This is a genomic window from Escherichia sp. WS1152 (assembly GCF_046487665.1).
In the GTDB taxonomy this organism is placed as follows: Bacteria; Pseudomonadota; Gammaproteobacteria; order Enterobacterales; family Enterobacteriaceae; genus Escherichia; species Escherichia coli.
This window is the reverse complement of record NZ_JBJQJA010000012.1, coordinates 63,282-75,390: the sequence shown is the minus strand read 5'-3', so window position 1 is coordinate 75,390 and position 12,109 is coordinate 63,282. Positions and strand designations below refer to the sequence as shown.

Genomic DNA, 12,109 nt, shown 5'->3' with positions numbered 1-12,109 from the left:
TTTTTGACAGTCGTAGAAAATGATAATGCAGAGAATATGCCTTTTCTTTCTTGTTAATTATAAGGATATTTTATGCGCTATAATGGTTTAAATAATATGTTTTTCCCTCTTTGCCTGATTAACGATAACCACTCTGTCACAAGTCCATCACATACAAAGAAAACAAAATCAGATAATTACAGCAAACATCATAAAAACACGTTAATTGACAATAAAGCCCTCTCTCTTTTCAAAATGGATGATCATGAAAAAGTGATAGGCTTGATTCAGAAAATGAAAAGAATTTATGATAGTTTACCATCAGGAAAAATCACGAAAGAAACGGACAGGAAAATACATAAATATTTTATAGATATAGCTTCATATGCAAATAATAAATGTGACGATAGAATTACGAGAAGAGTTTACCTTAATAAAGATAAGGAAGTGTCAATTAAGGTGGTATATTTTATAAATAATGTCACCGTCCATAATAATACTATCGAAATCCCACAGACAGTAAATGGTGGTTACGATTTTTCACACCTTAGCCTGAAAGGTATCGTGATTAAAGATGAAGATTTATCCAATTCGAATTTTGCAGGTTGCAGACTACAAAACGCTATTTTCCAGGACTGTAATATGTATAAAACGAATTTTAATTTCGCCATAATGGAAAAAATACTTTTTGATAATTGTATTCTCGATGACTCAAATTTCGCTCAGATAAAAATGACTGACGGAACTCTAAATTCATGCTCCGCTATGCATGTTCAATTCTACAATGCAACAATGAATAGAGCCAATATTAAAAATACCTTCCTTGATTATTCAAATTTTTATATGGCATACATGGCTGAGGTAAATCTTTATAAAGTAATAGCGCCATATATTAATTTATTTAGAGCCGACCTTAGCTTCTCTAAACTTGATTTAATTAACTTTGAACATGCTGATCTGTCTCGTGTCAACCTGAATAAAGCAACCCTCCAGAATATAAACTTAATTGATAGCAAACTCTTTTTTACGCGGTTAACAAATACGTTCCTCGAAATGGTTATATGTACCGGCTCTAATATGGCTAATGTTAATTTTAATAATGCCAATTTAAGCAATTGCCATTTCAACTGTTCTGTTTTAACAAAATCCTGGATGTTTAATATCCGTCTCTATCGTGTTAATTTCGATGAGGCTAGCGTCCAGGGAATGGGTATTACCATTCTCCGTGGTGAGGAAAATATCTCCATTAATAGTGATATCCTGGTAACACTACAGAAATTCTTTGAAGAAGATTGTACCTCTCATACTGACATGTCACAAACTGAGGATAATATTCATGCAGTCGCTATGAAGATTACTGCAGATATTATGCAAGATGCAGATTGAGGTTAAGTCGAAGAACAGCCAATGAATTGACTTTAAAAGAGAGATAACTTATTTGTTTTAGAATCATGAATGTTAGCCCGAGCTAACCTGTTAAAGGTGCAAAAGATTGCACCTTTTTCAAATTACCTCGGGCCTGGTTACGTCGCTTTCGGCTTACTGATTTTCCTCAATCAACAACGCTTCAAGCAAATCGAGATCGTGCAGTAATTTTTGCAGCGTTTCGTTGCTGATCTCCCGCGTGGCGCGCAGGTGGTACAGTTCAGCACGTTCAGAACGCAATGCCGCCAGACGGAAGCGACGCTCAAGGTTCTCTTCCTGCACAGAACTTTCAACGTCGTTACGTCCATCGGCGCGACGACGCAGGTTACCAATGACGCGAGAACTGACCTCCGTAAGCAGCTGGTTATCGATATTCTCTTCGGTATCCGCCGCCAGACGCTCCTCCATTTTCTGGATCGCCACAATAGCCACTTCTGCCGTTGCCGCTCGCGCAATACGTTCCTCTTTCAATTGTTGCGAATGGTCCGCGACTTCAATGTGTTGTAGCAGAATAGGCAACATCACCACGCCGACAAACAGCGAGAAGAGAATGACACCAGCCGCCAGGAACACCAGCTCATAGCGCGCCGGGAAGACGTTACCATCCGGCAAGAGCAGCGGGATAGAGAGCACACCGGCCAGAGTGATCGCCCCACGCACCCCGGCGAAAGACGCGATCAGGATTTCTCGTGTGGTCCACGAACCAAACTCCATCGGCTTCTTCTTCAGGAAGCGGTTGCTGAACTTTTTCATCGTCCACAGCCAGCCGAAACGGACCAGCATCAGCGCCGCATATATCAGAATAATATCGGTAAACAGCATCCAGATTTCGACGTTAGGGTCGATTTCTGCCGCCATCAGCGACGTCTCCAGAATACCCGGCAGCTGCAGACCTAACAGCAGGAACACCATGCCGTTAAAGACAAATTCCAGCATCGCCCAGGTGCTGTTTGCACGCAGGCGCATTGCCAGCGGCGCACGGCGCATAACACCGGAGCGGGTGATGGTCATCCCGGCGGCAACCGCAGCGAGGATGCCGGAAACGCCAATATGTTCGGCAATCAGATAAGAAGCGAATGGCAGCAGGAACAGCAGGACGATCTGCGTCGCGGGTTCATCACCGCCCCAGCGGCTGAGGAATCGCAGCGAGCGACCGTACAGCCAGCTCACCACAAAACCGGCGAGAATACCGCCAATGGCTACTTTCATAAATTCGACCGTCGCACCGCCGACGGTGAAGATCATCGTCCCCATCGCCACTGCTACGGCAAACTTCAACGACACCAGACCGGAGGCGTCATTCATCAACGCTTCGCCCTGCAAAATGCCCATGATTTTTTTCGGGATGCGCCCTTCGCCAACAATCCCGGAGAGCGCCACAGCATCGGTCGGAGAAAGTACCGCCGCCAGCGCAAAGGCGGGGATCAGCGGAATGCCCGGCACCACCCAGTAAATAAGGAAGCCAATGCCGACCACGGTGACCACCACCAGCGCCAGTGCGAGGCCGAAAATCTCTCGACCATGTTCGAGAAATTCACGGGTCGGCGTTTTCCAGCCATCAGCGAACAGCAACGGCGGGATAAACAAGACTAAAAAGAGTTCAGGATCAAACTCCACATGCAAACCAAACGTCGGCCACGCCAGTAGCGCACCGATGGCGATTTGCATAAGCGGAAGCGGGATCTGAAAGGGCATGACACGAGTGACCACCCCGGACAGCGAGACCACGAGGGTCATTATCAGTATGGTGAAGAAGATTTCCATGCGTTCCCTGTTTGCGATGTTTTTTATGATCTGAGAAAGACGTTATGCCTGAATTCTCATTTTTTCAGAATATCGCAAAAGCTCACACAATGTGCGGAGAAAATAAAAACGGGCAGCCATTGCCACCCGTTTTCAGAATCCGATGAAAGATTAGATAGCCCAGCCACCCGCATAGAAGGTCACCAGCGCCACGGCGATAACGACCGTACCGATGTTCAACTTGCGCCATTCGCCGGAAACCAGACGACCAATCACCAGAGTCGCGAAGCCGATCATGATGCCTGTTACGATGTTACAGGTCAGCACGATGAATACCGCCGTAACCAGACCCGCCATCGCATCAACAAAATCAGCAAAGTCGATTTTCGCCACGTTGCTCAGCATCAGCAGGCCAACGTACATCAGCGCCGGAGCCGTTGCATACCCCGGAACGAGGTAAGAGAGCGGAGAGAGGAACAGAATCAGCAGGAACAGCACGCCAACGGTGATAGCCGTCAACCCGGTTTTACCGCCCGCCGCCGTACCCGCCGCAGACTCGATGTATACCGCTGCCGGAGCTGCACCCACCAGGCCAGAGAAAACGCTGCTCATGGAGTCAGTGGTCAGTGCTTTCCCGCCGTCGATGATCTGCCCATCTTTATCCAGCAGGTTCGCCTGGCCGGCGACGGCACGGATAGTTCCGGTGGCATCAAATACTGCCGTCATCACCAGCGCCAGAACGCTTGGCAGGACTACAGGATTCAGCGCGCCCATAATGTCCAGGCTGCCAATCAGTGAATTGCCGTTTTCATCGCTCAATGAAGGCATGGCGAAAACGCCGGAGAAATGGACGTTAGGATCGAAGATCAAACCGACAATTGAGATACCGATAATGGTCAGCAGAATGCCACCAGGGACTTTCAGTTTTTCCAGGCCGATGATCACCGCCAGACCTACCAGTGACATAATCACCGGGAAGGTCGCGAAATCACCCAGCGCAACGGGCAGACCATCAAGCGGGTTTTTAATCACCAGACCGACACCATTAGCGGCAATGAGCAGCAGGAACAGACCGATACCGATCCCCGTGCCGTGCGCCACACCGTGAGGCAAGTTGCGCAAAATCCAGCTACGGATACCCGTGGCAGAAATTACCGTAAACAGCACCCCCATCAGGAACACGGCACCCAGCGCGACAGGTACGCTAATATGTTGCCCCAGCACCAGGCTGAATGCGGTAAACGCCGTCAGGGAGATGGCGCAACCAATCGCCAACGGCAGATTAGCCCACAGACCCATCACGATAGAACCGAGTCCGGCAACCAGACAGGTCGCAACGAAAACTGCCGCAGGCGGGAAGCCCGCTTTACCCAACATGCCTGGAACGACGATAACCGAGTAGACCATCGCCAGAAACGTTGTTAACCCGGCAACCACTTCCTGACGGACAGTGCTTCCACGTTGTGAAATTTTAAACCAGGCGTCGAGTGAACCGCCGGTACGCGCTGATGGCGTAGACATAAGAGAACATCCCCTGAGAGTTTAATTTTCGTCAAGATGCGTGGCGGACAATCCCCTGCCAGCGAAACGTTATCTTCCTGCTCCAGGTTTGCGACAATTTGCTGCGTCGCAAAAAAGCAAACGTTTAGCTCCGCGCATACAAAACGGGTGGTAAAAAAAGCAAACGATTATCCGGCGATCATAGCGGCTTTTTCAACCGAAGTTTGCTGCTTTTTTCTCTTTTATTGTCTTGACGATGAAAAACCAGGCAATTGATGCGCAAACGTTATCGTCGGTGCGCAAGATTGCAGCGTTATCGAGCCGTATACCGTTCAGGATTGCGATAAAAAATCGTCTGAGATGACAAAAATATTGCGGTTAAAAAGTATACTTTTACACTGGCGAAGAAACGTCGGTGACATACAATTAAAGCATCAACACCAACCGGAACCTCCACCACGTGCTCGAATGAGGTGTGTTGACGTCGGGGGAAACCCTCCTGTGTACCAGCGGGATAGAGAGAAAGACAAAGACCGGAAAACAAACTAAAGCGCCCTTGTGGCGCTTTAGTTTTGTTCATCTTCCAGCAAGCGTGCGCCGGTACCTTCTTCTCCTAAGCGGTCGCCCGGGTTACGCAACGGGCAATCACTGCGCGAAAGGCAGCCACAACCAATACATCCGTCCAGTTCGTCACGCAGCGCTACTAAGGTATGAATGCGCCGATCCAACTCTTCTCGCCATTGGGACGAAAGCTGTTTCCACTCTTTCGCACTTAACGTATGCCCTTCGGGCAACACGCCAAACGCTTCACCAATGGTCGCGAGAGGAATGCCAATACGCTGAGCAATTTTGATAATTGCAACATATCGCAACACATCACGTTTATATCGCCGCTGATTGCCGCTGTTACGGATACTGGTAATCAACCCTTTACTTTCATAGAAATGCAGCGCCGATACCGCCACACCGCTGCGTTTCGCCACTTCGCCGGGGGTTAGCAGCGCTTTAATGCGGGGTAATTTCTTTTCCATAAATCGCTTTACCTCAAGTTAACTTGAGGAATTATACTCCCCAACAGATGAATTAACGAACTGAACACTGAAAAGAGGCAGATTTATGTCCCATCAGAAAATTATTCAGGATCTTATCGCATGGATTGACGAGCATATTGACCAGCCGCTTAACATTGATGTAGTCGCAAAAAAATCAGGCTATTCAAAGTGGTACTTGCAACGAATGTTCCGCACGGTGACGCATCAGACGCTTGGCGATTACATTCGCCAACGTCGCCTGTTACTGGCCGCCGTTGAGTTGCGCACCACCGAGCGTCCGATTTTTGATATCGCAATGGACCTGGGTTATGTCTCGCAGCAGACCTTCTCCCGCGTTTTCCGTCGGCAGTTTGATCGCACTCCCAGCGATTATCGCCACCGCCTGTAATTTTATTGCCCGCGCGTTAACTCCCGCGCGGGTAATTGCTCCATCCATTGCATAAACACCTGCGGCGGCATCGCCTTCGCAAAGAACCATCCCTGGCAATAGCGCACGCCGCGTTTGCGCAGCCAGTTAACCTGCTCCTCAGTTTCGACGCCTTCAGCGATCGTTTTTAACCCCAGGCTGTGCGCCAGCTCGATGATGTGTTCCGCAATCAAATGACTGGTTTTGTGGGTGGTCAGCGTTTCAACAAACGATTTGTCGATTTTCAAAATATCGACATTCAATGATTTAAGGTTATGCAAGTTAGAGTAGCCAATACCAAAATCATCAATTGCCACTTCGTAACCAGCCTGGCGGAAAGCCAGAATAATCGGCGTCATTTTTTCGACATCAAGAAATGCATGCTCAGTCACTTCAAATTTAATTTGCTGCGGACGCACCGCGTATTGCTCTGTTTTCTGATTGATTCGCGCTATCAACCGTGACGTATGAAAATCGGAGGCCGACAGGTTAATAGAAACATAGCGATCTGCATGTGTTGCCAGGTAATCGCCCAGATCGCGGAAGACATTATCAATAACATAATCAGTTATCTGTTCTATCATCCCCTCCTTTTCTGCCAGCGGAATAAACTCTGCCGGATTCATTATTTGCCCCTGCTCACCAAGCCAACGTAACAACGCTTCAGCGCCGATACATTTTTCTGTTTTGATATCGATTATTGGCTGGTAATAAAGACAAAGTTGATGTTTTTCGAGGGCGCGTTGCAATTTACGTTTGGGAGATAAATAGTTTTGTCGAATACGTAGCCAGAGTAATAGCAGAACAAGACTCCCCAAAATACCGGCGGGCAACGCAAAAATAAGATGATTATAAAAATGGGTTATAAGACGTTGATATGAAGTCGCAACAATGGCTGCAATTGGGCGTTTTGTCGAATAAACTGTCGCATATAAATAGCCATTTCTTTGTACGGTTAAATCCTTCAAATGAATCAGCGGAGAAAACGTTGCTGCCGAGGCCTCTTTGCTTAACGAGAAAAAGGTTTTCGTCACCGTATCATACACACCCCATTGCAATGTCGGATCATCAGACATCACTTCACTCCAGAAGAGAGGGTTGATAACCGCCACATAATTTCCCCGCTGCATATAGGTCATTTTATAGCCAGAGAAAAAAGGCGTATCGCGGTAATAATAGATAGAAACGTTAGGTTCACGCTTATAATCGGCCGGTGCAATCGTATAGCCGTTTACAGGCGCTATCAGCGATGAGCATAAAAAATGGTTATCACGGGCATAGATCAATTCATTAATATAAAGATAGCCACGAATAATATTCAACATTCGCTTTTGATGGGCTGGAGTGCAAACTTGCCCCTGATAGCGTTCAGCTGCATCGCTCACTAAATCTGCCTGGCGAATGACCAGCTCGGATTTATCCAGTGCCAGTTGAGCAAAGGTTCGGAGCTGATTATTCACTTCTGATTTTGCCCAAAGGAAGGCAATCCATAGCGAAAGAATGATGGGAAAGAGAACTAAAAAGATAATGCCCGGCAACGCCAGTAATTGGTGTCGTGCACGATGACTCATTGCTATCAATTTCCTGCCTGTTTATACCCGGCCATTGCAAGGTGAAAACCCTGGGTACCGACGTCTTTAGATAAATCTTACGGTATAAATAGCACTTTTGCCTGATTTGAAATTGATACCTTTCTAATCGTCACCTGGATGAAAATAATTCATTGATATTCAAAATTAATTTCCTACAGGAATGCAGAGGCGGCGGGAAGATATGCCCTTAATGCCACTGAAAAACCACATAATCTGTACAGCAATAAAAGTCACGGCCTAATATGGCTAACAAACAATCAATTGTGATATAGTTCACAAAATTAATGAAACAAACAGAGTGTTTCATTTTTGTGTTCTGCAAGCCCCGCGATAGCCAGAGTGTACCACGCCTCCCGTGAACAACGCCGCGCTGTCCAGGGCATCGGCTCTTTTCAGAGGAATTGTTTGATGGCTACCCTCACCACTGGCGTGGTTCTTCTTCGCTGGCAACTTCTTAGTGCCGTAATGATGTTTCTGGCCAGCACACTCAACATCCGTTTTCGTCGGTCTGATTATGTCGGGCTTGCGGTGATCAGCAGCGGTCTGGGCGTTGTTTCCGCCTGTTGGTTCGCAATGGGGTTGCTTGGCATCACAATGGCGGACATCACCGCTATCTGGCACAACATCGAGTCGGTGATGATAGAAGAGATGAATCAGACACCGCCACAATGGCCAATGATTTTGACCTGATACGTAGAAGCCTCCATAACGGAGGCTTCTTTTTTATGGCTGGCAGATGCTTTAATCATCCACCTTAAAACAATATAACCTATTGTTTTAATGACAAATCAGAACGGAATGTCATCATCAAAGTCCATCGGCGGCTCGTTAGACGGCGCTGCCGGAGCGGACTGCTGCGGGCGAGACTGCGCGCCGCCGCTGAACTGATTGCCACCCTGCGGCTGCTGTGGCTGACCCCAACCGCCCTGCGGCTGACCACCACCGATATTGCCACCTGCCGGAGCGCCACCACCCTGACGACCACCCAGCATCTGCATGGTGCCGCCAACGTTCACCACGACTTCTGTGGTGTAGCGATCCTGACCGGATTGATCGGTCCATTTACGGGTACGCAGCTGACCTTCGATATAAACCTGAGAACCTTTACGCAGATATTCGCTCGCCACTTCTGCCAGTTTGCCGAACAGCACAACGCGGTGCCATTCAGTCTGTTCTTTCATCTCGCCGGTCGCTTTATCACGCCAGGATTCGGAAGTAGCCAGCGTAATGTTGGCAACTGCGCCACCATTTGGCATGTAGCGTACTTCCGGGTCCTGACCCAGATTACCAACGAGAATAACCTTGTTTACGCCTCTGCTGGCCATGTTCGTGTCTCCTGAAAAAAATCGTTCTGAATAAGTGTAAACGCGCGATTGTACCATTACCAATAGCGCTTTTACTATGTTGTGACCTCGGTTCCGGGAAACAAACCTGGCCAGACATTGTTACACAACACTCCGGGTAATGCATTCCAATACTGTATATTCATTCAGGTCAATTTGTGTCATAATTAACCGTTTGTGATCGCCGGTAGCACCATGCCACCGGGCAAAAAAGCGTTTAATCCGGGAAAGGTGAATGGATAAGATCGAAGTTCGGGGCGCCCGCACCCATAATCTCAAAAACATCAACCTCGTTATCCCCCGCGACAAGCTCATTGTCGTGACCGGGCTTTCGGGTTCTGGCAAATCCTCGCTCGCTTTCGACACCTTATATGCCGAAGGGCAGCGCCGTTACGTTGAATCCCTTTCCGCCTACGCGCGGCAGTTTCTGTCACTGATGGAAAAGCCGGACGTCGATCATATTGAGGGGCTTTCTCCTGCCATCTCAATTGAGCAGAAATCGACGTCTCATAACCCGCGTTCTACGGTGGGGACAATCACCGAAATCCACGACTATTTGCGTTTGTTGTTCGCCCGCGTCGGCGAACCGCGCTGTCCGGACCACGACGTCCCGCTGGCGGCGCAAACCGTCAGCCAGATGGTGGATAACGTGCTGTCGCAGCCGGAAGGCAAGCGTCTGATGCTGCTCGCGCCAATCATTAAAGAGCGCAAAGGCGAACACACCAAAACGCTGGAGAACCTGGCAAGCCAGGGTTACATCCGTGCTCGTATTGATGGCGAAGTCTGCGATCTTTCCGATCCGCCGAAACTGGAACTGCAAAAGAAACACACTATTGAAGTGGTGGTTGATCGCTTCAAGGTGCGTGACGATCTTACCCAACGTCTTGCGGAGTCGTTTGAAACCGCGCTGGAGCTTTCCGGTGGTACAGCGGTAGTGGCGGATATGGACGACCCGAAAGCGGAAGAGCTGCTGTTCTCCGCCAACTTCGCCTGCCCAATTTGCGGCTACAGTATGCGTGAACTGGAGCCGCGACTGTTTTCGTTTAACAACCCGGCAGGTGCCTGCCCGACCTGTGACGGCCTTGGCGTACAGCAATATTTCGATCCTGACCGCGTGATCCAAAACCCCGAGCTGTCACTGGCTGGCGGTGCGATCCGTGGCTGGGATCGCCGCAACTTCTATTATTTCCAGATGCTGAAATCGCTGGCAGATCACTATAAGTTCGACGTCGAAGCGCCGTGGGGCAGCCTGAGCGCGAACGTGCATAAAGTGGTGTTGTACGGTTCTGGCAAAGAAAACATTGAATTCAAATACATGAACGATCGTGGCGATACCTCCATCCGTCGTCATCCGTTCGAAGGCGTGCTGCACAATATGGAGCGCCGTTATAAAGAGACAGAATCCAGTGCGGTACGTGAAGAATTAGCCAAGTTTATCAGCAATCGCCCATGCGCCAGCTGCGAAGGGACGCGTCTGCGTCGGGAAGCGCGCCACGTTTATGTCGAGAATACGCCGCTGCCTGCTATCTCCGACATGAGCATCGGTCATGCGATGGAATTCTTCAACAATCTCAAACTAGCTGGTCAGCGGGCGAAGATTGCAGAAAAAATCCTTAAAGAGATCGGCGATCGTCTGAAATTCCTCGTTAACGTCGGCCTGAATTACCTGACACTTTCCCGCTCGGCAGAAACACTTTCCGGCGGTGAAGCCCAGCGTATCCGTCTGGCGAGCCAGATTGGTGCGGGCCTGGTTGGCGTTATGTATGTACTGGACGAGCCGTCTATCGGCCTGCACCAGCGCGATAACGAGCGCCTGTTGGGTACGCTTATCCATCTGCGCGATCTCGGTAATACCGTGATTGTGGTGGAGCATGACGAAGACGCAATTCGCGCCGCTGACCATGTGATCGATATCGGTCCTGGTGCGGGTGTTCACGGCGGTGAAGTGGTCGCAGAAGGTCCGCTGGAAGCGATTATGGCAGTGCCTGAATCGTTGACCGGGCAGTACATGAGCGGTAAACGCAAGATTGAAGTGCCGAAGAAACGCGTTCCGGCGAATCCAGAAAAAGTGCTGAAGCTGACAGGTGCACGCGGCAACAACCTGAAGGACGTGACGCTCACGCTGCCAGTCGGTCTGTTTACCTGCATCACAGGGGTTTCAGGTTCCGGTAAATCGACGCTGATTAACGACACACTGTTCCCGATTGCCCAACGCCAGTTGAATGGTGCGACCATCGCCGAACCGGCACCGTATCGCGATATTCAGGGGCTGGAGCATTTCGATAAAGTGATCGATATCGACCAAAGCCCAATTGGTCGTACTCCACGTTCTAACCCGGCGACCTATACCGGCGTGTTTACACCTGTGCGCGAACTGTTTGCGGGCGTACCGGAATCCCGTGCGCGTGGTTATACGCCAGGACGTTTCAGCTTTAACGTCCGTGGCGGGCGCTGCGAAGCCTGTCAGGGCGACGGTGTGATCAAAGTGGAGATGCACTTCCTGCCGGATATCTACGTGCCGTGCGATCAGTGCAAAGGTAAACGCTATAACCGTGAAACGCTGGAAATTAAGTACAAAGGCAAAACCATCCACGAAGTGCTGGATATGACCATCGAAGAGGCGCGTGAGTTCTTTGATGCGGTGCCAGCTCTGGCGCGTAAGCTGCAAACGTTGATGGACGTTGGTCTGACGTACATTCGCCTGGGGCAGTCCGCAACCACACTTTCTGGTGGTGAAGCCCAGCGCGTGAAGCTGGCGCGTGAGCTGTCAAAACGCGGCACCGGGCAGACGCTGTATATTCTCGACGAGCCGACCACCGGTCTGCACTTCGCCGATATTCAGCAACTCCTCGACGTGCTGCATAAACTGCGCGATCAGGGCAATACCATTGTGGTGATTGAGCACAATCTCGACGTGATCAAAACCGCTGACTGGATTGTCGACCTGGGACCAGAAGGCGGCAGTGGCGGCGGCGAAATCCTCGTCTCCGGTACGCCAGAAACCGTCGCGGAGTGCGAAGCTTCGCATACGGCACGCTTCCTCAAGCCGATGCTGTAATCGTTAAGGCC

The 12,109-nt window shown here is 49.5% G+C and carries 9 protein-coding genes; 4 read left to right on the top strand and 5 right to left on the bottom strand.

Annotated features, from left to right (window positions below; translation table 11 throughout):
• The first annotated feature begins 72 nt into the window (after window positions 1-72).
• On the top strand, window positions 73-1,365 hold the full coding sequence (espX5, locus tag ACJHW7_RS17900) for a T3SS effector pentapeptide repeat protein EspX5 (protein ID WP_001626470.1): 1,293 nt from the start codon (window positions 73-75) through the stop codon (window positions 1,363-1,365).
• A 153-nt stretch (window positions 1,366-1,518) separates the two neighbouring features.
• Here espX5 and ACJHW7_RS17895 read toward each other — a convergent pair whose 3' ends face one another.
• From ACJHW7_RS17895 to soxR, 3 genes are all read right to left on the bottom strand, one after another.
• Window positions 1,519-3,168, bottom strand: a complete 1,650-nt coding sequence (locus ACJHW7_RS17895; RefSeq protein WP_000402207.1) for a Na+/H+ antiporter — start codon at window positions 3,166-3,168, stop codon at window positions 1,519-1,521.
• 150 nt (window positions 3,169-3,318) lie between these two features.
• The gene (ghxP, locus tag ACJHW7_RS17890; RefSeq protein WP_000106882.1) at window positions 3,319-4,668 is read right to left on the bottom strand and encodes a guanine/hypoxanthine transporter GhxP; all 1,350 of its coding nucleotides are present in this window, start codon (window positions 4,666-4,668) and stop codon (window positions 3,319-3,321) included.
• A 545-nt stretch (window positions 4,669-5,213) separates the two neighbouring features.
• A complete protein-coding gene (soxR, locus tag ACJHW7_RS17885; RefSeq protein WP_000412428.1) occupies window positions 5,214-5,678 on the bottom strand; it encodes a redox-sensitive transcriptional activator SoxR in 465 nt (154 codons plus the stop codon).
• An 85-nt stretch (window positions 5,679-5,763) separates the two neighbouring features.
• On the opposite strand from soxR, the gene soxS reads away from it, so the two are divergent.
• Window positions 5,764-6,087 (top strand): superoxide response transcriptional regulator SoxS, encoded by a 324-nt coding sequence (soxS, locus tag ACJHW7_RS17880; protein ID WP_000019358.1) that lies wholly within the window; start codon window positions 5,764-5,766, stop codon window positions 6,085-6,087.
• A 2-nt stretch (window positions 6,088-6,089) separates the two neighbouring features.
• Here the strand turns inward: soxS and pdeC are convergent, their stop codons facing one another.
• Window positions 6,090-7,676, bottom strand: a complete 1,587-nt coding sequence (pdeC, locus tag ACJHW7_RS17875; RefSeq protein ID WP_000019536.1) for a c-di-GMP phosphodiesterase PdeC — start codon at window positions 7,674-7,676, stop codon at window positions 6,090-6,092.
• A 429-nt stretch (window positions 7,677-8,105) separates the two neighbouring features.
• Here pdeC and ACJHW7_RS17870 point away from each other — a divergent pair, with 429 nt between their 5' ends.
• Window positions 8,106-8,387: a YjcB family protein gene (locus ACJHW7_RS17870; protein ID WP_001295689.1), complete on the top strand. Its 282-nt coding sequence runs from the start codon at window positions 8,106-8,108 to the stop codon at window positions 8,385-8,387.
• Between the two features lie 98 nt (window positions 8,388-8,485).
• Here the strand turns inward: ACJHW7_RS17870 and ssb1 are convergent, their stop codons facing one another.
• The gene (ssb1, locus tag ACJHW7_RS17865; protein ID WP_000168305.1) at window positions 8,486-9,022 is read right to left on the bottom strand and encodes a single-stranded DNA-binding protein SSB1; all 537 of its coding nucleotides are present in this window, start codon (window positions 9,020-9,022) and stop codon (window positions 8,486-8,488) included.
• Window positions 9,023-9,275: 253 nt separating this feature from the next.
• Here ssb1 and uvrA point away from each other — a divergent pair, with 253 nt between their 5' ends.
• Window positions 9,276-12,098 carry an excinuclease ABC subunit UvrA gene (uvrA, locus tag ACJHW7_RS17860; RefSeq protein ID WP_000357740.1) on the top strand — a complete coding sequence of 941 codons (2,823 nt, stop codon included), beginning with the start codon at window positions 9,276-9,278 and terminating at the stop codon, window positions 12,096-12,098.
• Window positions 12,099-12,109 lie beyond the last annotated feature (11 nt).